Here is a 23,262-nt window from a genome sequence, read left to right as displayed (position 1 = left end):
ACCATCCCTTCATGCCCGTGCGCAGGACATCGTCAACCGGCATGAAGCCCCATCGTCGATATACTGGGAGGTCACGTGGACGATTACATTCTGTGGTTCGATCAGCTGGGCATGGACGACGTCGACCGGGTCGGGGGCAAGAACGCCTCCCTCGGCGAGATGATCTCCAACCTCTCCGGTGCCGGGGTGACCGTTCCCGGTGGCTTCGCGACCACCGCCCACGCCTACCGCGAGTTCCTCTCCCACGAGGGGCTCAACGACCGGATCAACCAGGCGCTGGCCCGGCTCGACGTCGATGACGTGGGCGAGCTGGCCCGCGTCGGTGCCGAGATCCGCCAGTGGGTCATCGACACCCCGCTGCCGCCCACCTTCGAGCAGCACCTGCGCACCGCCTACGACCAGCTGCTTGCCCAGCACCCCAACCTCAAGGTCGCCGTGCGCTCCTCGGCCACCGCCGAGGACCTGCCGGACGCCTCCTTCGCCGGCCAGCAGGAGACCTTCCTCAACATCGAGGGCTTCGACAACATCAAGCGCGCCGTGCACGAGGTGTTCGCCTCGCTGTTCAACGACCGCGCCATCTCCTACCGCGTGCACCGCGGCTACGCCCACGAGAACGTGGCCCTCTCGGCCGGCGTACAGAAGATGGTGCGCTCCGAGACCGGCGCCTCCGGCGTGATGTTCACCCTGGACACCGAGTCCGGCTACCGCGATGCGGTCTTCGTCACCGCCTCCTGGGGGCTGGGCGAGACGGTGGTGCAGGGCGCGGTGAACCCTGACGAGTTCTACGTCCACAAGCCGACGCTCGCCGCCGGCCGCCCCGCCGTGCTGCGCCGCAACCTGGGCTCCAAGCTGATCAAGATGGTCTACGGCCAGGAGGCCAGCGCCGGCAAGTCCGTGGAGACCGTGGACGTCCCGCTCAAGGAGCGCGGCCGCTTCTGCATCAACGACGAGCAGGTGATGGCCCTGGCCCGCCAGGCGGTGACCATCGAGCAGCACTATCAGCGTCCCATGGACATCGAGTGGGCCCTGGACGGCGACGACGGCGAGCTCTACATCGTCCAGGCGCGTCCCGAGACCGTGGTCTCCCAGCAGGAGGGCGGCAAGCTCGAGCGCTTCCAGCTCAAGGAGAAGGGCCGCACCCTGGTGGCCGGCCGTGCCATCGGCCAGCGCATCGGCCAGGGCGCGGTCAAGGTGGTCTTCTCCCCGGACGATATGGACAAGGTCAAGCCCGGCGACGTGCTGGTCACCGACATGACCGACCCCGATTGGGAGCCGATCATGAAGCGCGCCTCGGCCATCGTCACCAACCGCGGCGGCCGGACCTGCCACGCGGCGATCATCGCCCGCGAGCTCGGCATCCCGGCGGTGGTAGGCTGCGGCGACGCCACCGAGGTGCTGGCCGACGGCCGCGACGTCACCGTCTCCTGTGCCGAGGGCGACACCGGCCACGTCTACGAGGGGCTGCTGGAGTTCGACCGCCGGGTGACCAGCGTCGACGCCATGCCCGAGATCCCCTTCAAGATCATGATGAACGTCGGCAACCCCGACCGCGCCTTCGGCTTCGCCAGCCTGCCCAACGCCGGCGTCGGCCTGGCGCGCCTGGAGTTCATCATCAACCGCATGATCGGCGTGCACCCCAAGGCGCTGCTCGAGTACGACACCCTGCCCGCCGACCTGCAGCAGACCATCGACCTGCGCACCGCCGGCTACGCCAGCCCGGTGGACTTCTACGTCGACAAGCTGGTCGAGGGCATCTCCACCCTGGCCGCCGCCTTCCACCCCCAGCCGGTCATCGTGCGCCTGTCGGACTTCAAGTCCAACGAGTACGAGAACCTGATCGGCGGCAAGCTCTACGAGCCCGGCGAGGAGAACCCGATGCTGGGCTTCCGCGGCGCCGCGCGCTACATCTCCGACTCCTTCCGCCCCTGCTTCGAGCTGGAGTGCCGGGCGCTCAAGCGGGTCCGCGAGGAGATGGGCCTGGACAACGTCGAGATCATGGTGCCCTTCGTGCGCACCACCGACGAGGCCCGCGAGGTGGTCGAACTGCTCGCCGCCAATGGCCTGAAGCGCGGCGACAACGGGCTCAGGGTGATCATGATGTGCGAGCTGCCGGCCAACGCCCTGCTGGCCGACGAGTTCCTCGAGCACTTCGACGGCTTCTCCATCGGCTCCAACGACCTGACCCAGCTCACCCTGGGCCTGGATCGCGACTCCGGCATCGTCGCCCACCTGTTCGACGAGCGGAACCCGGCCGTCAAGAAGCTGCTGGCCATGGCCATCCAGGCCTGCCGCGCCCAGGGCAAGTACATCGGCATCTGCGGGCAGGGCCCGTCGGATCACCCGGACCTGGCCAAGTGGCTGATGGAGCAGGGCATCGACTCGGTGTCGCTCAACCCGGATGCCGTGCTCGAGACCTGGTTCATGCTGGCCGGCGAAACGCTGGGCTAAGGCGATTGGCGGCAACGTCGGCTGACACCGCCTGAGACTGCCTTGTAGGAGGGCAGCTCCGCTGCGCGACTGGCGCCGCCAGGCGTCCGGCGGGTGGCTCGAACGTGTGGAGACCCCACGGGGAGACATTCGGTTTCCATCGCCCAACGAGCTTGCCTCTCACCATAAAGGCGCCCGGTCGACCCCCGTCGGCCGGGCGCCTTTCGTCTATGCTGTCAGACTCCCCCACGCGATTCACAGCGACGATTCACCGCGTCGATTCACAGTGACAAGGAGCCTGTCCCATGACCGTTTCGCCCGCCGTTCCCTTCCGCCGCCGCCTGCTGGTCCCGCTCACCGCCGCGCTGATGCTCGGCCTGCCCCTCGCGGCCCAGGCCGAGGTCGCCTTCCAGTACGACATCCCGGCCATCGCCCCGGAGGTCAGCTCCGGCAGCGAGGAGAAGCCCGGCTGGGCCACCGAGCGCTTCGCCGTGGCCGCCGCCAACCCGCTGGCCACCGACGCCGGCTACCAGGTGCTCAAGGCGGGAGGCAGCGCCATCGATGCCGCCATCGCCGTGCAGATGGTGCTGACCCTGGTGGAGCCCCAGTCCAGCGGCATCGGCGGCGGGGCCTTCCTGATGCACTACGACGGCGAAGAGGTCACCGCCTTCGACGGCCGCGAGACGGCGCCGTCCGCGGTGGACGGCGAGCTCTTCCTCGACGAGGAGGGCGAGCCGCTGGCCTTCATGGATGCCGCCGCCAGCGGCCTCTCGGTGGGCGTGCCGGGCACGGTGCGCATGCTGGAGATGGCCCACGAGGCGCATGGCCGGCTGCCCTGGGCCGAGCTGTTCGGCCCGGCGATCACCCTGGCCGAGCAGGGCTTCGCCGTCAGCCCCCGGCTGCATGCCAGCCTGGCCGGCGAGGAGCGGCTGCGCGACGACCCGCTGGGCGGGACCTTCTACTACGACGAGGAGGGCCAGCCCCTGGCGGAGGGCCACCAGCTCAAGAACCCGGCGCTCGGGGCGATCCTGCGCCAGATCGCCGAGCAGGGCAGCTCGGCGCTGCACACCGGCGATATCGCCAAGGACCTGGCCTTCCGCGTGCAGGAGCATCACCAGCGGCCCGGGGCGCTCAGCGTGGAGGACCTGGCCGGCTATGCGGCCCGGCAGCGCGACCCGATCTGCACCGATTGGAAGTTCTGGCGGGTCTGCGGCTTCCCGCCGCCCTCGTCGGGTCACCTCACCGTGATGCAGATCCTCGGCATCCTCCATGCGCTGCCGGATGTGGAGGAGCCGGTGGCCGACGGGATCCCGAGCGAGGCCTGGCTGCACGGGTTCCTCGAGGCCGCGCGGCTGGCCTTCGCCGACCGCGGCCGCTACATCGCCGACCCCGACTTCGTCGAGGCCCCGGGCGGCGACTGGTCGGTGATGCTCGATCCCGACTACCTGGCCCTGCGCGCCGACCTGGTCGGCGAGGAGAGCCTGGGCAGCGGCGGCGCCCAGGCGGGCAACCCCGGTGCGCTCGCCACCGCCTGGGGGCAGCACCCCGACCAGCCCGAGTACGGCACCAGCCACATCAGCATCATCGACGAGGAGGGCAACGCCATCGCCATGACCACCACCATCGAGTCGGCCTTCGGCTCGCGGATCCTCGCCGATGGCGGCACCGGCCTGCCGGGTGGCTACCTGCTCAACAACGAGCTCACCGACTTCTCCTTCACCCCGGAGGACGAGGCGGGCAACCCCATCGCCAACCGGGTGGAGGCCGGCAAGCGGCCGCGCTCCAGCATGAGCCCGACCCTGGTGTTCGACCGCGACAGCGGTGACCTGGTGGCGAGCCTCGGCTCGCCGGGCGGCGCGGCGATCATCCACTACACCGCCAAGGCGCTGGTGGCCATGCTCGACTGGGGCCTGGACGCCCAGGAGGCCCTGGACCTGCCCCACGCCATTACCCTGGGCGGGCCGGTGTTCCTGGAGGAGGGACGCTTCCCCGCCGCGACCCTGGAGGCCCTGGCCGCCCGCGGTCACGAGGTCAGCGAGCGCGAGCTGGTGAGCGGCCTGCAGGCGCTGCAGGTCACCGAGGAGGGCTTCTTCGGCGGCGCCGACCCGCGCCGTGAAGGGGTGGTGATGGGGGAGTAGCGCTGCGGGCTGCCCGGGCAACTGTTGGTTCTGGTGGGAGCCCGGCTCCGCCGGGCGAAGGTGGTGTTGGCTTTGCTGGCTTGCTTTTCTCACCTTGGCAACTCATTCATCGCCCGATAAATCGGGCTCCCACCAGTAGGGCCATGTCTCGGTGGAGTGAAAAAGCCACGGGTGGTTCGGCTTCTGGTGGGAGCCCGGCTCCGCCGGGCGATGGATGGTGCCACTGGTGCCTGGCTTGGCCACTGTCTCTGGCTCCACTGGTGGGAGCCCGGGTCCCCCGGGCGATTGGCGGAGTTGGTACCGGTGGTTGCTGTCACCATACGCTGCTAACTCAGCCAATCGCCGAAATGTCGGACCACCGCTAAATCGGGCTCCCACCAGTATCAGAAAGCCCTGGTGGTTAGCTCTCACCTTCAACTCCTCAGCCAGTTCCTCAGCTTCACCAGCAGCAGGCCGCCGTCGCTGAGCTCGCGGCGGTCCTCGATCAGCTCGGCCAGCAGGTCGGGGCGGTCGGTGATGATGGCGTCCACCCCCAGGTCGATGAGCTGCGACATGCGTGCCCGGTCGTTGATGGTCCAGGCATGCACCTCGTAGCCGTAGTGGCGGGCCAGGCGGATCTCGTTGTCGCTGATGCGGTTGTGGCGCAGGCCCAGGGCATCGAAGCCGCGGCGGTCCAGGGTGCCGGGCAGCACCAGCTGGGCCAGTAGGGTCACGCGCAGTCCCGGCTCGCGGGCCTTGGCCTCCCGGGCCAGGGTCGGCGACATGGTCGCCAGGCGGGTCTCGCCGATCACCTCCGGCTCGCCGCAGGCCTCGGCCGCGGCCACGTCGTCGGCCGCCTCCCGGCAGGCCCGGCGCAGGCGGGCCTCCTCCTCCAGGGTGGCGATCACCGCCTCCACCAGCGCCACCTCCCGGCCTGGGTCCGGCTTCATGTCGATCATCAGCGCGCTGCGGCCGCGCACCGCCACCAACGCCTCGTCCAGCCCGGCGATCCCCTCGCCGACGAAGGCGTCGCCGAACCAGCTGCCCACGTCGAAGGCGGCCAGCTCCTCGCGGGTCAGCTCGCCGAGGCGGCGCGGGTCGCCGGTCAGCCGGGCGAGGCTGCGGTCGTGGAAGAGCACCACCTGGTCGTCGGCGGTCAGCCGCACGTCAAGCTCCACGTAGTGGGCGCCGTCCTCGAGGGCGCGCCGCACCGCCGGCAGGGTGTTCTCCGGGGCGACCATGGAGCTACCCCGGTGGGCGATGATCGTCACCTCGTCGCGCAGCTCGAAGCTGTTGACGATCAGCCACGCCTGGGCCAGCGCGAAGCCCACTACCCCCAGCTCCACCGCCCAGGCCAGCCGTCCCGGGTGGGCGTCCGCCGGCGGCGCGGCGGGTCGCGGCTCGCGGTGGGCCAGGCGCAGGTAGAGGCAGGCCGAGAGCAGCGCATTGGCGGCGATGCCGGCGAAGGTGATGGCCAGCGTCACCAGCACGTAGGCGGTGAGGTAGGCCAGGGTGGCGGGGGCCAGCACCGCGTTGCGCTCCGGCAGCCACCACAGCATGGGGGTGAAGAGCCGGTCGAAGAGCAGGCTGGCCAGGAAGGGCAGGGCGACGATCACCAGCAGCAGGGCGATCACCGCCACGGCGATGGGGCCCTTGCGGCCGTGGGTCAGGCGGTGGCTGCGCGTGAGCGCCGCGCGGGGCGACAGGGCCTCCAGCGCCACCAGCGGCAGCGCCAGGATCCAGCGGAAGTAGAGGGTGGCGGCGATCGACGCCCAGACCACCACCAGCGGGCCGGCGATGGCCAGGAACTGCCACAGCGCCGGTGGCCGGACCCGCTGCACGTAGTAGGGGTCGAGCCCGCCCAGGAAGGCCCCGTAGAGCCAGGCCAGGGCGTAGGCCACGGGGATCACCAGCAGCAGGTGGGCGCCGACCTGCACCACCACCAGCCCGGCCAGCGCCGGCAGGCGGCGCAGGGTGGACCAGAGCGCCTCGAAGGCCAGGTGGACATGGTTGTCCCGGGGCCGCACGGCCACCAGGATCATGCCGGCCTGCTGCAGGTAGAGCACCAGGAAGGTCAGCCCGATGGCCGCCAGCAGCCAGAGCGCGCCGCCGGTGCTCATCAGGATGTCGATCAGCTCGGCGTTGGTGATCACCGGGCGGCCGAACTGGCCGAGCAGCCGCGTCAGGCTCCAGGCCACGGCCGGCAGCAGCAGGCTCGAGGCCAGCAGGGTGAAGAAGAGGTGGTAGGCGATCAGCGGCCGCAGGTGCTCGCGCAGGCTGCGCAGCACGTCGCGGCTCAGCTGCGAGAGGGCCAGCATGGCGGGATCGGCGTGGTGGACATGGCGTCAGGGTGACACCACCCGAGGCGCCACGGCAAGGGCCGCCGGCGGACCCTGCCGGCCGACGGCACGGCGTCAGCCCTCCAGCGGCAGGCGCGCCTCGGCGACCAGGATGCCGTTGTTGTCGGCGTAGAGCCACTCGCCCGGGGAGAGGGTCACGCCGGCGAAGGTCACCGGGATGTCGCGCTGCCCCTCGCCGCGCTTCTCGCTCTTGCGCGGATGGGCGCCCAGCGCCTGCACGCCCAGCTCCGTCTCGGCCAGCACGTCCACGTCGCGCACGCAGCCGTACATCACCACGCCGCTCCAGCCGTTGTCGGCGGCCTGCTCGGCGAGCATGTCGCCCAGCATGGCGCAGCGCTGGGAGCCGCCGGCGTCCACCACCAGCACCGCTCCCTCGCCGGGCTCGGCCACGGCCTCCTTGACGAGGGAGTTGTCCTCGAAGCACTTCACGGTGCGGATCGGCCCGCAGAAGGCCTCGCGGCCGCCGAAGTTGACGAACAGCGGGTCCAGCACCCGCACCTCGGGATGGGCATCGCAGATGTCGGGGGTGATGATGGGGCTCACGGCTTGGCTCCTTTCACGAGGGATGATGGCTTGATGATGCCACACTGGGCAGGTGGCGAAAGACGGCTTAGGTGGAAGCCGTTGGTCGGTGCCTGGCCGTGATTTGGTATGCTGGTCTTCAGCGTCCGTCCAGGCCAGGAGATCCCGTTCGATGCACCGCGATATTGTCCAGCGCCTCAACGTCACCGAGCACGGTCGGGGCCGCACGCCGCTGCTGATGATCCACGGCTTCGGCTGCGACCAGACCGTCTGGAGTCGCCTGGTGCCGTTGCTGGAGCGGGACTACCGGCTGATCCTCTTCGACCTGGCGGGCTTCGGCGCCGCCGACCCCGCGGCCCATGATCCCGGCCGCCACGGCACGCCGGCCGGCCATGTCGAGGACGTAGTGGCGCTCTGCGACGCCCTGGGGCTCGAGGGGGCGCTGATGGTCGGCCACTCCATCGGCGGCACCATCGGGCTGATGGCCTCCATTGCCCGCCCGCAGGCCTTCCGCAAGCTCTGCCTCATCTGCAGCTCGGCGCGCTACCTGGACGACCCGCCCGACTACCTGGGCGGCTACACCCCCGAGCAGCTCGACGGCCTGCTGGCGCTGATGGAGCAGAACTACCTGGACTGGGCGGGCACCCTCTCCCGGGTGGCCTTGGGCGATGCCCTGACCCCCTCGCGCCAGCACGACCTGCAGCAGCGCTTCCTGGCGGTGGCGCCCGAGGTGCTCCGCCCCCTGGCCCGCAGCATCTTCCTCGGCGATACCCGCCACCTGCTTGAGCGGGTCACGGTGCCCAGCACGGTGGTGCAGACCGCCTTCGATGTCATCGTGCCGCTCAGCGCCGCCCAGTACCTCCAGCGCCACCTGCCGGAGAGCGAGCTCGAGGTGCTGGAGTGCGCCGGGCACTATCCGCAGCTGACCGACCCCGAGCGCCTGGCCCGGGCGCTGCGCACGCACCTGACGATCTCCTCGGCCAGCTGACCGCGAGACCTTTCCTCCGAAGAAGGAGCCGTGCCGATGCCGATCCGTCCCCAGGATCTCGCCCAGTGGTGGAACCGTGCCCCCGACGGCCAGGTGGTGGTCGACGAGCAGGGGGTCATCCTGGCGGTCAATCGCTGCGTGGGGGAGTGGTTCGGGGTGCCCGCCGGTGCGCTTGTCGACACCCCGGCCAGCGACCTCTTCACTCCGGCGGCGCGCCTGCTCTACCTCGGCCTGGTCGGCTATCGCCTGGCGGAGCGGGGCCGGGTCGAGGAGGTGCATCTCGAGCTGTCGCTGCCCAGTGGGCAGATGCTGCCGGTGCTGTGCAGCGCGCGGCGGATCGACTACAAGGGCGCCCGGCTCTCGCTGCTCGGCCTGATGCCCATCGACCGCAAGCACCGCCTGGAGCGGGAGCTGCTGGAGGACCGCGAGGCCACCGACCGGCTGCTGGCCGAGAAGGGCGCCATCATCGCCGAGCTGCAGTCCCTCCAGGCGACCCTGGAGGCGCGCCGCCAGGAGCTCGAGGCGCTCAACCGCCGGCTCGACCACGAGGCGATGACCGACGCGCTCACCGGCCTGCCCAACCGGCGCCGCTTCGACCGAGTGCTCGGCGGGCTGCTGGCGCAGGTGGATACCGATGCCCTGGGGGGCGGCTTCACCCTGGCCCTGATGGACGTGGACCACTTCAAGGCCATCAACGACCGCTTCGGCCACGCCGCCGGCGACCGCGTGCTGGAGACCCTGGCCCGGCTGCTGCACGACACCCTGCGCGGCGATGACCTCGCGGCCCGCGTCGGCGGCGAGGAGTTCGTGCTGCTGATGCCCAGCACCTCCCCCGAGGACGCCCGCCGCCCCCTGGAGCGGCTGCGCACCCGCGTCCAGCAGCACCAATGGCAGGGCATCCCCGTCACCCTGAGCATCGGCCTGGCCGGTCACCGCCCCGGCGACTCCGCCGCCGGCCTGCTCGAACGCGCCGACCGCGCGCTCTACGCCGCCAAGCAGGGCGGCCGCAACCGCATCGTGGTGGGGTGACCGCGCGAGGGGAGAATGTTGCGTGTCTGGCGCCTTCGGCCTCCATCGCCGAAATGTCGGACCACCAATAAATTGGCCTCCTACGGCGCAGGCCTTCACAGCCATACGGCATCCCAGTAGGGGTAGTCGCCAACCCGTTTCACCAGCCCCGCTCGAAGGGGGTTGGCGACGATGTAACGGGCGATGCGCCTGATGTCCTCGTCCTGACGCAGCGCATGGTCATGGAAGCCGTCCTCCCAGGTGGGTATGCCCACTGCCATCGAGACGCGAGACTTGTAGAGCTTGACGGCAATCGACAGGTCGCCATGTAACTGGAGAAGCCAATGGACATGGTCTGGCATGACCACGAAGCTCTGGGTGGTGCAATGTGCGTTCACTGCCGGTGACGAGAACATTCGGCAGGCTGCACAGGCACAGCGAAATTCCTGGAAGAAGGGGTGACGCCGCCGCGTCACGATGGTGATGTGATAGAAGTGACCAGGGATTGAGCGCCGGCCGGTTCTGAGGGCTTTCCTGCCAGGAGAGTTCATGGAATGGCCTCATACGATCCATTTTTTCGCAGCCTAGGTCAGCCCGCGGCCCGGGGCGACCCGTAGGAGGGAAAGTCATCGGCTTGGCTGGTAGGAGGGCAACTTGTTGCGCGACTGGCGCCGTCAGGCGCCCTGCGGCGTTGCCAACGTGTGGTGGTACTCCCGGGAGGCCTGCGGCCTCCATCGCCCCATGAATTGGCCTCCTACAGGGTGGCGCAAGCCGACATTGCCTGATATGGCCTTGTAGGAGGGCAGCTCCGCTGCGCGACTGGCGCCGTCAGGCGCCCTGCGGCGTTGCCAACGTGTGGTGGTACTCCCTAGGAGGCCTGCGGCCTCCATCGCCCAATGAATTGGCCTCCTACAGGGTGGCTGCATCGAAGGTTCGCGCCTGCAGCCGGCTTGGTCTGTAGGAGGGCAACTTGTTGCGCGACTGGCGCTGCCAGGCGCCCGGCGATGTTACCAACCTGTGGAGGTGCCGCCAGAAGGCCTGCGGCCTCCATCGCCCCATGAATTGGCCTCCTGCAGGGTGGCTGCATCGAAGGTTCGCGCCTGCAGCCGGCTTGGTCTGTAGGAGGGCAACTTGTTGCGCGACTGGCGCCGCCAGGCGCCCGGCGGCGTTGCCACGTGTGGTGGTACTCCCTGGGAGGCCTTCGGCCTCCATCGCCCAGCAGAGCTGGCCTCCTACAGGGTGGCTTCGTCTGGCGCCTGCGGCCTCCATCGCCGAAATGTCGGACCACCAATAAATTGGCCTCCTGCAGGGTGGCGTTGCTTCAGCCATTGCAAACGAAAAAAGCGCCCCCGGCTGGGGGCGCTTCTGTCATCGGCTCAGGCCGCCGCGAGGGCGGCCATTCGATGTTGCGAGCATCGGAGTCGAACCTGAGACTATCACAACACCGGGGTATCAGGCTTCCTGAGCGACGGGAATCACGTTGGAAGCGGCGTTCTGATACTCCTCGATCTCGTGGAAGTTCATGTAACGATAGATCTCGCCGGCCATGGCGTCGAACTCGCCCATGTAGCGGCGGTATTCGTCGACGGTTGGCAGGCGACCTTCCACGGCGGCCACGGCCGCGAGTTCCGCGGAGGCGAGGTACACGTTGGCACCGTCGCCGAGGCGGTTCGGGAAGTTACGGGTGGAGGTGGAGACCACGGTGGACTTAGCGGCCACGCGGGCCTGGTTGCCCATGCACAGCGAGCAGCCCGGCATCTCCATGCGCGCGCCGGCGCGGCCATAGATGCCGTAGTAGCCCTCCTCGGTGAGCTGGTGCTGGTCCATCTTGGTGGGCGGGGCCAGCCACAGGCGGGTCTTCAGGCTGCCGGCCGGCTGCTTCTCGAGCAGCTTGCCCGCGGCGCGGAAGTGGCCGATGTTGGTCATGCACGAACCGATGAACACCTCGTCGATCTTCTCGCCGGCCACGTCAGACAGCAGGCGGGCGTCGTCCGGATCGTTCGGGGCGCAGAGTACCGGCTCCTTGAGCGCCTCGAGGTCGATCTCGATGACCTCGGCGTACTCGGCGTCCTTGTCGGCGCGCATCAGGCTCGGGTTGGCCAGCCACTCCTCCATGCCCTGGATGCGGCGCTCGATGGTACGGCGGTCGCCGTAGCCGTTGGCGATCATCCACTTGAGCAGGGTGATGTTGGACTTCAGGTACTCGCTCACGCTCTCCTCGGAGAGGGTGATGGTGCAGCCCGCGGCACTGCGCTCGGCGGAGGCGTCGGAGAGCTCGAAGGCCTGCTCGACGGTGAGGTCCTCGAGGCCCTCGATCTCCAGCACGCGACCGGAGAAGGCGTTCTTCTTGCCGGACTTCTCGACGGTCAGCAGGCCTTCCTTGATGGCGTAGTAGGGGATGGCGTGGACCAGGTCACGCAGGGTGACGCCAGGCTGACGCTTGCCCTTGAAGCGCACCAGCACGGACTCCGGCATGTCCAGCGGCATCACGCCGGTGGCGGCGGCGAAGGCCACGAGGCCGGAGCCTGCCGGGAAGGAGATGCCCAGCGGGAAGCGGGTGTGGGAGTCGCCGCCGGTGCCGACGGTGTCGGGCAGCAGCATGCGGTTCAGCCAGCTGTGGATGATGCCGTCGCCCGGACGCAGGGAGACGCCGCCGCGGTTCATGATGAAGTCGGGCAGGGTGTGGTGGGTGTCCACGTCGACCGGCTTCGGGTAGGCGGCGGTGTGGCAGAAGGACTGCATCACCAGGTCGGCCTGGAAGCCGAGGCAGGCGAGGTCCTTGAGCTCGTCGCGGGTCATCGGGCCGGTGGTGTCCTGGGAGCCCACGGTGGTCATCTTCGGCTCGCAGTACATGCCCGGGCGCACGCCCTCCATGCCGCAGGCCTTGCCGACCATCTTCTGGGCCAGGGTGTAGCCCTTGCCGGTATCGACGGGCTGCTCCGGCAGGCGGAAGACGTCGGACGGGGCCAGGCCCAGCGACTCGCGCGCCTTGGTGGTCAGGCCGCGGCCGATGATCAGGGGGATGCGGCCGCCGGCGCGCACCTCGTCCAGGATCACCTGGGTCTTGAGCTCGAAGGTGGTCAGCACCTCGTCGGTGCCGTGCTTGCACACCTTGCCTGCGTAGGGATAGACGTCGATGACGTCGCCCATCTCCATTTTAGAGACATCCATCTCCACGGGCAGGGCGCCGGAATCTTCCATGGTGTTGAAGAAGATCGGGGCGATCTTACCGCCGAAGCAGAAGCCGCCGGCGCGCTTATTGGGCACGTAGGGGATGTCGTCGCCGAAGAACCACAGCACCGAGTTGGTGGCGGACTTGCGCGAGGAGCCGGTGCCGACCACGTCGCCCACATAGGCGACCGGGAAACCCTTGGCCTTCACTTCCTCGATCTGCTTCAGCGGGCCGGTGGTGCCGGGCACTTCGGGCTCGATGCCGTCACGCTCGTTCTTGAGCATGGCGTTGGCGTGCACCGGGATGTCGGGGCGCGACCAGGCATCGGGGGCGGGGGAGAGGTCGTCGGTGTTGGTCTCGCCCGGCACCTTGAAGACGGTGAGGGTGATCTTCTCTTCCAGGGCGGGCTTGGAGAGGAACCACTCGGCGTCGGCCCAGGACTGGATAACCTCCTTGGCCACGGCGTTGCCCGCCTTGGCACGCTCTTCCACGTCGTGGAAGGCGTCGAACATCAGCAGGGTGTGCTTGAGCTGCTCGCCCACTTCCTTGGCCAGCTCGGCGTCGTCCAGCAGCTCGACCATGGAGACGATGTTGTAGCCGCCCTGCATGGTGCCCAGCAGCTTGACCGCGTGGATCCTGTCGATCAGCGGCGACTCGGCCTCGCCCTTGGCGATGGCGGTCAGGAAGCCGGCCTTGACGTAGGCGGCCTCGTCAACACCCGGGGGAACGCGGTTGGTGATCAGGTCGAGGACGAATTCTTCCTCGCCGGCCGGCGGCGCCTTCAGCAGCTCGACCAGTGCGGCGACCTGTTCGGCGTTCAGCGGCTTCGGCGGCACGCCTTCGGCGGCGCGCTCCTCGACATGTTGGCGATAGGCTTCAAGCACGGTGTGGCCCTCATTGGTGGTGGTCGCCAGGGCCCGGTGGCGTGGCGGGAGGCGTCTTACGGCGGACGCCCTGACACGGGGGCCATGGCACAAGAACAGGGGTGAAAGACGTCCTGTCTTCGGTGCCGGAAGTCTACGGTAAACTGTCGACAATGTTAAGCGAGCCCCGGTGGTTGGCGCCTTGCACTTTGGTCGGCGCCCTGTCTGTTGAACTACAGGGGGTCGAGTGACAGGTGAGGCTCCCCCCGGGGCGGGTGACGCGGTACCATGGGAATAGTCTTAGAGCATGAGAAACCTCCAGCCATCCAACGAGAGGGATGCCATGGGCGCCATCGCCTCGCCCTGCGTGGGGCTCTGTTCCACCACCCTGGGCGACGCCACCTGCCGCGGCTGCCAGCGGGCCGACGTGGAGATCCGCGACTGGGCCGGCCTGGCGCCTGACGCGCGTGCGGCGCGCATGGCCGAGCTCGACGCCCTGCGCGAGGCCGTCGCCGGCCGCTACCTGCGCCTGGTGGATGACGTGGCGCTTGCCGAGCAGCTGGCCCGCCACCGCATCCGCTACCGCCCCGAGCAGCCCGGGCTCTCCCGGGCGGTGGAGCTGCTGTGGGTGGGTCGCGAGCGCATCCGGGAGCTGGCCCGCTACGGCCTGGCGCCCCGCGAGGCCGCGGCCGGCCTGTCGGTGGTCGAGCTCCACGAGCGCATCGCTGCCGAGCTCACCGCCGCCGCCGAGCGACGCCGCCATGTCCTCTGTGGCCATGTCGTCGGCGACAATGCCCTTGGCGACAACGCCCTCTCCGAACCCTGAGCCCGAGATCCGCCTGCCATGTCCGACCCCGTGACCGATGCCCCGCCCGCCGACGAGCTGCTGTCGCCCGAACTGCTCGACTTCCTGGCCTGCCGCACCCCCGACGCCTGGATCGACTGGGCGCTCGAGAACCCCGAGCTGCTGCTGATCGACCACGCCCAGTGCGAGAAGAAGGCCGCCTCCACGGCCATGAGCCTGCTCTACCGCTACGTGGACCAGCCGCTGCTGCTCACCAAGATGAGCCAGCTGGCCCGGGAGGAGCTGCTGCACTTCGAGCAGGTGGTCAAGCTGATGGAGGCGCGGGGCATCGCCTACCGGCACATCTCGGCCTCGCGCTATGCCGAGGGGCTGCGGCGCCACGTGCGTCCCGGGGAGCCGGCGCGGCTGGTGGACATCCTGATCATCGGTGCCTTCATCGAGGCGCGCAGCTGCGAGCGCTTCGCCCGGCTGATCCCCCACCTGGACCCCGAACTTGCCAAGTTCTATCGCACTCTGGTTAAGTCGGAGGGGCGCCATTATGAGGACTACCTGATGCTGGCCCGCCATCTGCCCCCGGCCCCCATCGAGTCCCGGATCGCCTTCTTCGCCGATCGCGAAGCGGAGCTGGTGCAATCGCCTGACCAGGCGTTTCGTTTTCACAGTGGCGTACCGGCGTAAGACCGGCACCCACTTACCACGCAGGACAACAAGATGCGGGAAGCTTCCGACGTTGCCGTTACCCCGGAGCAGGATCAGCTGTCCCTCTTCGGCCATTTCTCGCTCACCCTCGGCGAGGACATGCTGACCCAGTTCAGCTACGACAAGGTGAAGGCGCTGCTGGTCTACCTGCTGTTGCACAACCAGCCGGTGAACCGCGCCAGCCTGGCCGAACTGCTGTGGCCCGACCAGGGCCTCTCCTCGGGGCGCACCAACCTGCGCCACGCGCTGCACTGCCTGCGCCAGTCGCTGGGCGAGCATGCCGAGCGGGTGCTGGTGGTCTCTCGCCAGACCATCGCCTTCCGCCTGCCCGAGGGCTGGACCTTCGACATCCACGAGGTGCAGCGTCTGCTCGACGGCGAGCGCGACCTGCCGACCCTGGCGCGCCTGCTCGAGGCCTACCAGGGTGACCTGGCCGAGGAGCTCCAGCTCGCCAACTGCGCCGAGTTCCAGCGCTGGCTGGTGCAGACCCGCAACGACTGGCGCCAGCGGGTGATCCGCTTCGCCGAGTCGGTCCTCGAGCAGCACGACAGTGTCCCCGACCGCCTGCTGCAGTCGCTGGTCAACCGCTTCTCCGGCTATGGCCCCTTCCACGAGCGGCTGGTCCGCCAGCTCGCCGAGCAGGGCCAGCTGGCCGCCGCCCACGAGCAGTACAACGCCTACCTGCAGCTGCTGGCGCTCTCCGGCCAGCAGCCCGAACCGGCCTTCCTGCAGCTGGCCCGCTACTGGTCCGACTCCCACGCCGACGCGGCCGCCGCCGGTGGTCTCGGCTTCGCCCGTACCCTGGCGGCGGACAGCGCGCCGCTGCGCGAGGAGGAGATCGAGCAGCGCCAGCTGTCGGTGATGGCCATCCGCCTGCGCCTCAAGGGCGACCTCTCGTCGCGCACCGGCAGCCGCGCCTGCCTGATGCTGCAGTTCGAGCTGCTGCGCTGGCTGGAGGAGCAGTGCCACCACCTGGGCGGCTTCTGGCTGCCCGGCGCCACCGGCGGCCTGGGCCTGGCCTGCTTCGGCACCCACGGCCCGGCCCACCAGCTGGCCGAACTGGTGGCCCTCTTTGAGCACTGCCGGCGCATGCTCCCCGAGGAGAGCGCGCGCCACTGGACGGGGGAGGGCGAGCCGCCCCGGGTCGAGCTGGCCGCCGGCCTCAACAGTGGCCGGGTGGTCTACCTGCCCGAGCGCCATCTGGTGGACCCCCTCGGCCAGGTCACCCAGGGCTCGCTGGAGCTGATGGCCGCCGCCGAGGGCAGCGAGCTCGTCATCTCCCAGGAGGCCAGCCAGCACATGCCGCCGGCCCTGGACCTGCAGCCGCGGCTGAGCTCGCGGCTGGTGGCCAGCGACGGCCGGGTGCGCCTGCGTGCCCTGGTCCTGGGCGCCAACGAGGGCGGCCGCGAGGCGCTACCGCCCAGCCTGGTGGGCCGCGAGAGCCAGCTTCGCACCCTGCGCGATGCCCTGGCCCGGGCCGGCATCGGCCTGCGCCAGAGCGTGCTGGTGCGTGGCCCCTCCGGTATGGGCAAGTCGGCGCTGATGGTCGGCTTCCGCCAGCTGGAGCAGAGCCGCGACGCGGCGATCTGCTGGCAGCCCACCACCCGGCTCTCGGTGCAGGAGCCCTACGGCGTGGCCCGCCAGCTGCTGCGTTGGCGCCTGGGCGGGCGGATCGATCCCGAGGCCCTGGCGGAGCTGCTCGCGGCGCTGGAGGCCCCGGCGCTGGACGAGGAGCGCACCCGGCTGCTCGAGGAGGCGCTGGGCGCCCGCGAGCCCCGCGAGGTGGCGGTGCTGACCCAGAGCAACGAGGCGGTGGAGCTGGTGGTGGGACTGCTGCATCGCCTGGTCATCCATATCGCCGCCGACCGTCCCCTGGTGGTGATGATCGACGACCTGCAGTGGCTCGACGAGCCCAGCTTCAAGGTGCTGGCCGGCCTCCAGGCGCGGCTGCCGATCAACTGCGCCTTCATGCTGGTGGCCAGCCACCACGGCCGCGAGGCGCTGCCGGCGCGGCTGCACTGGGACCAGCAGATCACCCTGGGCCGGCTGGACGCCATGCAGTCGTCGCGGCTGCTCTCCCAGCTCGCCCGCCGCTACCGCATCCACCTGAGCCCGCGGCTGCGCGGCCAGATCATCGAGCGCTGCGACGGCGTGCCGCTCTACCTGCAGGAGATCTGTAGGCGGGTCGACATGGACCGCCGCGAGGGGCGCAGCGTGCAGCTCGACGAGCTGCCCCACGGCCTGCTGGGCCTGCTGGCCAGCCGCATCGACCAGCTCGACAGCGACCGCGAGGTCGCCCACGTGGCCGCGGTGCTGGGCCGGCGCTTCCGCTTCGACTTCCTGGCCGAGTGCAGCGGCTGGGAGAAGCCGCGCCTCAGCCAGGCGCTGGAGCAGATGCGCCGTCTGGAGATCATCGAGCCGGTGGAGGGCGACGAGGACGGCCGCGAGTACCAGTTCACCCACCAGCTGCTGCAGGAGGCCGCCTACCTCTCCTGCCCGCGGGACGTGCGCACGGCGATCCACCGCCAGGTGGTGGCGCTGATCGAGGAGCGCTTCCCGATCTGGATCAGCCGCCACCCCGGCGACTTTGCCACCCACCTGCGGCGCAGCGGCCACTACGCCCGCGGCGCCCGCTACTTCGAGCTGGCCGCCCGGGAGGCGCTCAAGGTCAGCGCCAACCGCACCGCGTTGAAGATGGCCGACCTGGGCCTGGCCAGCCTGCGCCACGTGGAAGGGCAGGGCGAGCGGGAGATCAGCCTGCTCACCGTGCGCGGCCAGGCCGCCTTCGCCCTGGAGGGCCACGGCTCGCCCACCGCCCACGAGAGCTTCGTGCGCGCCCGCGAGCTGCTGGCGCGGCTGGGCAGCGAGGAGGAGCCCGAGACCGCCGACCTGGAGCAGGCCTTCCTGGTCAAGTGGGGCCTGTGGGTGGGCTGCAGCCAGCGCCACGCCCACGCCGACGCCTTCCACCTCGCCTCGCGCCTGGCGGGGCTCGCCGAGAAGCTCGACGACCCGCGCTACGCCCGCCTGGCCCAGTACGCCAGGGCCAGCTGCGAGTACTGGGCCGGCCGCATCCAGCGCGCCTACGACCACCTGGACGAGATCAATCCCCTCGAGTCGCCGATGATGATCGAGTGGCTGCCGTTCTCCGACCACCCCCAGGTCTCGGCGGCCTGCTTCCAGGGCTGGGCGCTCTGCCTGCGCGGCGACTACCGCCGCGCCGAGACCCAGGTGGAATCCGCCATCCGCCTGGCCGAGCGCATCAACCACCCCGGCAGCCTGGCCATGGCGCTGATGTACGCCTCGGCGCTCTACCGCCAGCTGGGCCACGTGCACCTGGCCGCCGCCCGCGCCGAGCGCGCCTTCGAGCTCACCGGCACCCCGGACCTGCACCTGTGGCAGATGGCCGCCCGCGGCGTGCTGGGCTGGCAGCGCGCCCTGGCCGGCGACCGCGACGGCCTGACCCAGGTCGAGACCGCCCAGGAGGAGCTCGCCGAGCTCACCGGCCGCGACCGCTACAGCCGTCCCTCGCTTTGGTACGTGGACGCCTGCATCGCCCTCGGCGAGTTCCGCCGCGCCGAGGATTACCTGGACCAGACCCTGATGCTGGCCCGGGAGAAGACCACCCTGTTCCTGCCGGAGCTGGAGCTCCACCTGGCCGTGGTTCGCCACAAGCTCGGCCACCCCCGCGAGGCGGTCGCCGCGCTCTGCGAGCAGGCCATCGACCAGGCCCGCGAGGACGGCAATCTCCACCAGCACCTCGCCGCCCTGGAGGTCTGGCTCACCCTCATCGACCCCGCCGACGAGGGCGCCCGCCGCGACTTCCGCCGCCTGCTCGCCGAGGTCAACCACTCCGACGCCCCCGTCCTCACCCGCTGGCGCACCCTGCTCGACCGCAGCCTGCCATACCCCGCCGACGCCACCTCCTGAGGAGGTGGCCGGTTTCAGCGTATGGTGTATTCACTGTAGGAGGGCAACTTGTTGCGCGACTGGCGCCGCCAGGCGCCTTGCGGAGGCGCCAACGCCAGGAGATCCCGCCGGGAGGCCTGCGGCCTCCATCGCCCAACGAGTTGGCCTCCTACAGTGCGACCGGCGCTCGGCGCTTCAGTCCCACGTCCTCGGATAGGCCTCCCAGTAGCCGTCCAGGCGGCGCTCGTGGGTCATCTCGTAGAGCGAGTGGCGGCGGCCCAGCATGGCGCCGCCGTCGCGGGTCAGCGGCTGCCAGGCGATGGCGGCGCGGTCGCGGCTGGAGCGGGTGAAGAAGGCGTCCAGCGGCATCGAGAGGTAGAGCCCCTTGTCGAAGCCGCCCTCGCCGAAGTCGTCGCCGGCGTCGGTCCAGGTGCCCCAGGCGCCGATGCGCACGCCGGAGTCGAACTCCCGGGAGAGGTCCAGGGTGCCGCCCACGTCGCCGGCCAGGTAGCGGCCGACGCTAACCTTGGCCAGCACGTCCTCGATGCCGGTCTCCACGTAGGCGGTGAGGTGCCCGGTCCAGGTGTCGTAGTCGCGCAGGCCGAAGCCCTGGTCGAAGTCGCGCTGGCGCACCCAGTTGAGGTCGGCGCCCAGGGCGAATGGCGAGTCGAAGGGGCGGTAGAGCAGCTCGCCGCCGGCGCCGGCGAACATCATCTCCAGCAGGCCGCCGTAGCCCATGGCAAACCAGCTGCCGCCCAGGTGGGCGGTGCGGGTGTACTGCAGGTTCTCGATGCCCACGCTGGACTCGCTCAGGTAGTCGCCGATGAAGGTGCGCACCCGCGGCAGCCGCGACTCGGCGATGTACTCGTAGTTGTCCAGGTTGTCGAGCAGGGTGGCGGTCACCCCGGCAGAGAGCCAGCCGTTGGCGTCGGTGCGGTACTCGGCGTTCAGCTCGGCCAGCAGGCGATAGAGGTAGCCGTCCGGGCCGCCGAAGTTCTGGTCCAGCCGCGGCCCCAGGCCCCACTGGAAGCGTCGCGGGTCGGCGACATGCAGCGCCTCGCCGCGCTCGCCGGTGCCCGGCGCCAGCCGCGCATGGGCGTAGATGCCGTGGCGGTGGGTCGTCTCCGCCTCGGCGTCGCGGGCCGCCGCCACGAAGGCCGCCCGGTCGTGGACGTCCTCGCGCATCGGCAGGCCGCGCTCCTGCCAGCGGAAGCGGAAGGTCTCCACCTCGGGGCCGGCCTGGGCGTGGAGGATCCGCGCGGCGCGCACCTCGCTCTGGGGGAGGTGGCGAAAGGTCACCGGCTCCGCGGTGACGCGCAGGTCGCGGCCGTCCTGGCGGATGCTCGCCACCCGCATGCCGGCATTGCTCTCCAGCGCGTCGGCCACCTCGGCCCAGCTCTCCCGGGGCGGGGCCTCGAGGGGCATCGGGGCGGGGTCGTTCTTCACCTGGCGCAGCCCGGCCAGGTCGAGGTTCCAGGCCACCCCGGCCATGGCGGTATTGCCGCGCTGCCAGCCTGCGCGCAGCTCCAGGTTGTCGGAGAGCGCCAGGCGCGCCCCCAGGTTCACGCGGCTGTCGCGGTCCTGGTCGTTGTCCCGGGGCTCGTTGTCGTAGTCGTTGCCCTCCACCTCCAGCTGCAGCACCAGCGGCTGCCAGGGGGTCTGCCACTCCACGCCGCCGAACAGCGCCATGGGCCCGCGGAACAGCGCATCCAGGGCGAACTCGCCGCCCTGGTCGCCGCCGGCCCGGCGCGGGCGCTCGTCGAAGCGCGAGTCGATCCAGCCAAAGGGGGAATCCACATCGGCCTGGTTGCCCAGATACCCCCAGCCCAGGCCCAGGGTGAAGTCGAGGTCGTACCAGCGCTTGCTCGCCGCCAGGTACTCGGCGCCGAACAGGGTGGTACCGCCCACGTCGCGGAAGCCCAGGGCCAGCTGCGGCCAGTAGCGGGTCTCTCGCAGCAGGCGCAGCTTCATGTCAAAGCCCTTGTCCAGGTAGGCCCGCTCCCCGGCGATGGATTCCCCGAACAGCTGGTTCTCCACCTCCACGTAGCGAAAGCCTCCCTCGAACCACTCGGTGGGCTGGAAGAAGACGTTGTAGCGCCGGTAGGGCGGGGTGCGGCTCCAGCTCACGCTCATGGTGCCCTCCGGCGCCATCCGCGCCGTCGGCGTCTGCATCAGCCCCACGCCGCCGAAGTCGCCCTGGCCGGTACCGAGCTCGCCTGCCAGGCCGGCCGCGGAGGCGGGTGCCGCCGCCGTGGCCAACAGCAGGGCACACGGGGTCAGACCCTTAAGTCGATTTTGGGGTCTGACCCCCAAGGGGGCTTTGGTTTTGCTCATCCTTCTTCACCCTTGCCTTGCAGAGTGCAGTCGTCGCCCGGCAGCCGTGTCGCCAGGTACGCCGGCAGTCGCTCGTTGATCAGCTCACTCTCGATCGTCGTGCCGGGAAAGGGGAAAGCGCCGGGGAAGGGCAGGGCGCCGCGCAGGCCCTGGGGGCCGGGCAGCTGCACCATCACCCGGCTGCCCGGGGCCAGCGGCGTGGTCTCGGGGTTCCAGGCGGCGATGCCCAGCCGGCGCACCTGGCCGAGCGGGTCGATCACCGCGGCATGGTCGGCGCGCCGGGTCGCGGCAGCGGGCAGCCCGTCCATCAGCGCCGCCAGGTCGATCCCGGACCGCCAGGGCCGGCGCTCCACCCCGGCCAGGCTCCACACCTCCACCCAGTCGGGCACGTCACAGCGCCCCCAGTGGGCCAGGCGGGCCAGCGGCGGGTCCTGGCGCAGGTTGGCGCCCAGCCAGGGCAGGTCGAAGCGCCCCGGGGTGCGGGCCATTCGTGGGTCGTCCTCCTCCAGCGCCTCGGCCCAGGCGGCCAGGCCCGCGGCCAGCGGGGCATTGCCGGCCACCCGGGCGCTGATCACCAGGGTGGCGAGCTCCTCCACCAGGCGCTCGCGCTGCTGCGGCAGCCGCTCGGTGGTGGCGTGCCGCAGGGCCACGCTGTGGCTCCAGGTGACCGGCTCGGGCTCGGCCTCCAGCACGGCCAGCCACGCCTCGGCCAGCGTGGTGGGCGCGAGGGTAGGCTGGGCGAGCGCCGGGGCGGCGGCGATGGCCAGGCCGGCCAGCCCCGCGGCGAACCGGCGCCCCAGGCGCGTGAACGTTACCACCATGGCCGTGCCACCTCCCATTCGATGCGCGGTCCGCCGGGCCAGGGGGTCTCCGCCACGGCCCACAGCCGGCGCGATTCGGCCTCGCGCCACAGGGTGCCGGTGGTCACCCGGCCGTCGTCCCAGGTCAGGCGCTGCTCGCAGCGCTGCAGCGCCAGGCTCGCCAGCGGCAGCTCGCGGGGCTCGGGCGCCCGGCACGCCAGCCGCCCCCGGGCCGAGAGGCGTACCACGGTGCCGTCGGCCTCCTGCCAGTTGCGCTCCAGGCGGAACTCGCCGGGGGTTGCCTCGTGCCAGGGCACATGGCCCGCTGCCGGGGCGTCGCCTTCCAGGGGGCGGTAGCGGGTGTCGAGCAGGTCGCGGGGCAGCCCGGCGGTGGCCTGCAGCCCCTCCCGGTGGAGGGTGATCAGGCCGCCGCTGCCTGTCGGCCACAGGGTGGTGTCGCCGGCCTGGGCGCCCATCACCACCAGGCCGCGGCGGTCGCCGGCGTCCAGCGCCAGGCTGGCGAAGGGGATGGCCGCGGCGCGCTCGGCGGCCGGGTCGTCGCCGGGCAGCAGCCCCTGCAGGGCATCGCCGAGCAGGGAGGGCCCGCCGCTGGCGCAGCCGGCCAGCAGCAGCGGCAGGGCAACCAGGGAAGCGGCCCGGCGCAGACGTGAAAGAGCCGCCCGGGGGCGGCTCTTGCGCACGGCCGTCAGTGAGACGTCTGGCGGCATGGGCGGCGTCCGTTCAGTTGGTACCGGTGGTGCCGGTGGTGCCGCCGGGGCCTCCGTTACCGCCGCCCCCACCGCCGGAGCTGGCGGCCACGCCCACGCCCAGGGCCGCGGCCGCGCCGATGCCAGCCAGTGCGGTGGTGGAAAGCCCGGTGGCGGCGGCGAGGCCCGCCAGGCCGCCGGTGCCCGCGGCGCCCCCGGCGGCGGCGCCCCCCGCGGCGGCGCCCGCACCAGCACTTGCCCCCGCGCCGGAGCCGGCCGCACCGGCACCCGCCGCACCGCCCTCCGCGGCACCCGCGCCGGCACCGGCCCCACCGGTGGCCGCGCCGCCGGATTCGACACCCTGGGCCATGGCCAGGGGCGAGGCCAGCAGCCCGGCGATGGCCACGATGGCGAAGCTCTGCTTGATCATGATGTGACTCCTTGTCGATGAGCGATACGTGAACTGGTCTAATTGGAGCGGACACCCCGGTAAGCCTCATACTGGAGGCATTGGAGGTGTTCATGACCAAGAAGACGCGACGTCGGTACTCCGA

The 23,262-nt window shown here is 70.7% G+C and carries 15 protein-coding genes; 7 read left to right on the top strand and 8 right to left on the bottom strand.

Annotated elements, in window-relative coordinates:
• The first annotated feature begins 75 nt into the window (after positions 1–75).
• Positions 76–2,448, top strand: a complete 2,373-nt coding sequence (gene ppsA / locus BDK63_RS09485) for a phosphoenolpyruvate synthase (RefSeq protein ID WP_183331258.1) — start codon at positions 76–78, stop codon at positions 2,446–2,448.
• 284 nt (positions 2,449–2,732) lie between these two features.
• Positions 2,733–4,565, top strand: a complete 1,833-nt coding sequence (locus BDK63_RS09480) for a gamma-glutamyltransferase family protein (RefSeq protein ID WP_221202572.1) — start codon at positions 2,733–2,735, stop codon at positions 4,563–4,565.
• Between the two features lie 413 nt (positions 4,566–4,978).
• On the opposite strand, the gene BDK63_RS09475 is transcribed toward BDK63_RS09480, so the two are convergent.
• Together BDK63_RS09475 and rraA are read right to left on the bottom strand one after the other, a co-directional pair.
• On the bottom strand, positions 4,979–6,862 hold the full coding sequence (locus BDK63_RS09475) for a glycerophosphodiester phosphodiesterase family protein (protein WP_183331256.1): 1,884 nt from the start codon (positions 6,860–6,862) through the stop codon (positions 4,979–4,981).
• 96 nt (positions 6,863–6,958) lie between these two features.
• Positions 6,959–7,447, bottom strand: coding sequence for a ribonuclease E activity regulator RraA (gene rraA, locus BDK63_RS09470; RefSeq protein ID WP_183331254.1), 489 nt, complete (start codon positions 7,445–7,447; stop codon positions 6,959–6,961).
• 151 nt (positions 7,448–7,598) lie between these two features.
• Here rraA and BDK63_RS09465 point away from each other — a divergent pair, with 151 nt between their 5' ends.
• Together BDK63_RS09465 and BDK63_RS09460 are read left to right on the top strand one after the other, a co-directional pair.
• Positions 7,599–8,414 carry an alpha/beta fold hydrolase gene (locus tag BDK63_RS09465; protein ID WP_183331252.1) on the top strand — a complete coding sequence of 272 codons (816 nt, stop codon included), beginning with the start codon at positions 7,599–7,601 and terminating at the stop codon, positions 8,412–8,414.
• Positions 8,415–8,450: 36 nt separating this feature from the next.
• Positions 8,451–9,443 (top strand): sensor domain-containing diguanylate cyclase, encoded by a 993-nt coding sequence (locus tag BDK63_RS09460; protein ID WP_183331250.1) that lies wholly within the window; start codon positions 8,451–8,453, stop codon positions 9,441–9,443.
• 95 nt (positions 9,444–9,538) lie between these two features.
• On the opposite strand, the gene BDK63_RS09455 is transcribed toward BDK63_RS09460, so the two are convergent.
• Positions 9,539–9,973 (bottom strand): REP-associated tyrosine transposase, encoded by a 435-nt coding sequence (locus tag BDK63_RS09455; protein ID WP_183331248.1) that lies wholly within the window; start codon positions 9,971–9,973, stop codon positions 9,539–9,541.
• Between the two features lie 901 nt (positions 9,974–10,874).
• Entirely contained in the window at positions 10,875–13,478 is a 2,604-nt protein-coding gene (gene acnB / locus BDK63_RS09450; RefSeq protein WP_183331246.1) for a bifunctional aconitate hydratase 2/2-methylisocitrate dehydratase, read from the bottom strand.
• A 286-nt stretch (positions 13,479–13,764) separates the two neighbouring features.
• On the opposite strand from acnB, the gene BDK63_RS09445 reads away from it, so the two are divergent.
• The 3 genes from BDK63_RS09445 to BDK63_RS09435 are packed head-to-tail and all read left to right on the top strand — an operon-like array spanning position 13,765 to position 18,888.
• A complete protein-coding gene (locus BDK63_RS09445; protein ID WP_246386008.1) occupies positions 13,765–14,283 on the top strand; it encodes a DUF1289 domain-containing protein in 519 nt (172 codons plus the stop codon).
• A gap of 18 nt (positions 14,284–14,301) precedes the next feature.
• Positions 14,302–14,940 (top strand): MiaE family protein, encoded by a 639-nt coding sequence (locus tag BDK63_RS09440; protein WP_183331244.1) that lies wholly within the window; start codon positions 14,302–14,304, stop codon positions 14,938–14,940.
• 33 nt (positions 14,941–14,973) lie between these two features.
• Positions 14,974–18,888 (top strand): ATP-binding protein, encoded by a 3,915-nt coding sequence (locus BDK63_RS09435; RefSeq protein ID WP_183331242.1) that lies wholly within the window; start codon positions 14,974–14,976, stop codon positions 18,886–18,888.
• A 174-nt stretch (positions 18,889–19,062) separates the two neighbouring features.
• Here the strand turns inward: BDK63_RS09435 and BDK63_RS09430 are convergent, their stop codons facing one another.
• The 4 genes from BDK63_RS09430 to BDK63_RS09415 all read right to left on the bottom strand — a co-directional run bounded on the left by BDK63_RS09430 (position 19,063) and on the right by BDK63_RS09415 (position 23,138).
• Positions 19,063–21,126, bottom strand: a complete 2,064-nt coding sequence (locus BDK63_RS09430) for a YjbH domain-containing protein (protein ID WP_246386005.1) — start codon at positions 21,124–21,126, stop codon at positions 19,063–19,065.
• Between the two features lie 71 nt (positions 21,127–21,197).
• Complete coding sequence (locus BDK63_RS09425) at positions 21,198–22,022, bottom strand: capsule biosynthesis GfcC family protein (RefSeq protein WP_183331238.1); 825 nt, start codon at positions 22,020–22,022, stop codon at positions 21,198–21,200.
• Positions 22,013–22,729 (bottom strand): YjbF family lipoprotein, encoded by a 717-nt coding sequence (locus BDK63_RS09420; protein WP_183331236.1) that lies wholly within the window; start codon positions 22,727–22,729, stop codon positions 22,013–22,015. Before BDK63_RS09420 ends, BDK63_RS09425 begins: the two co-directional genes overlap by 10 nt.
• 13 nt (positions 22,730–22,742) lie before the next feature.
• Positions 22,743–23,138 (bottom strand): hypothetical protein, encoded by a 396-nt coding sequence (locus BDK63_RS09415; protein ID WP_183331234.1) that lies wholly within the window; start codon positions 23,136–23,138, stop codon positions 22,743–22,745.
• Positions 23,139–23,262 lie beyond the last annotated feature (124 nt).

It is taken from the genome of Halomonas campaniensis (assembly GCF_014193375.1).
GTDB lineage: Bacteria > Pseudomonadota > Gammaproteobacteria > Pseudomonadales > Halomonadaceae > Halomonas > Halomonas campaniensis.
The sequence above is the reverse complement of the archived record's forward strand: the minus strand, read 5'-3'. Positions and strand labels throughout refer to the sequence as shown.

Coding starts and splice junctions, on each gene's coding strand:
- BDK63_RS09480 (WP_221202572.1), top strand. CDS start 2,733: ATGACCGTTTCGCCCGCCGTTCCCTTCCGCCGCCGCCTGCTGGTCCCG.
- BDK63_RS09435 (WP_183331242.1), top strand. CDS start 14,974: ATGCGGGAAGCTTCCGACGTTGCCGTTACCCCGGAGCAGGATCAGCTG.
- BDK63_RS09455 (WP_183331248.1), bottom strand. CDS start 9,973: ATGAACTCTCCTGGCAGGAAAGCCCTCAGAACCGGCCGGCGCTCAATC.
- BDK63_RS09425 (WP_183331238.1), bottom strand. CDS start 22,022: ATGGTGGTAACGTTCACGCGCCTGGGGCGCCGGTTCGCCGCGGGGCTG.
- BDK63_RS09465 (WP_183331252.1), top strand. CDS start 7,599: ATGCACCGCGATATTGTCCAGCGCCTCAACGTCACCGAGCACGGTCGG.
- BDK63_RS09475 (WP_183331256.1), bottom strand. CDS start 6,862: ATGCTGGCCCTCTCGCAGCTGAGCCGCGACGTGCTGCGCAGCCTGCGC.
- BDK63_RS09440 (WP_183331244.1), top strand. CDS start 14,302: ATGTCCGACCCCGTGACCGATGCCCCGCCCGCCGACGAGCTGCTGTCG.
- BDK63_RS09415 (WP_183331234.1), bottom strand. CDS start 23,138: ATGATCAAGCAGAGCTTCGCCATCGTGGCCATCGCCGGGCTGCTGGCC.
- BDK63_RS09460 (WP_183331250.1), top strand. CDS start 8,451: ATGCCGATCCGTCCCCAGGATCTCGCCCAGTGGTGGAACCGTGCCCCC.
- BDK63_RS09445 (WP_246386008.1), top strand. CDS start 13,765: ATGAGAAACCTCCAGCCATCCAACGAGAGGGATGCCATGGGCGCCATC.
- BDK63_RS09420 (WP_183331236.1), bottom strand. CDS start 22,729: ATGCCGCCAGACGTCTCACTGACGGCCGTGCGCAAGAGCCGCCCCCGG.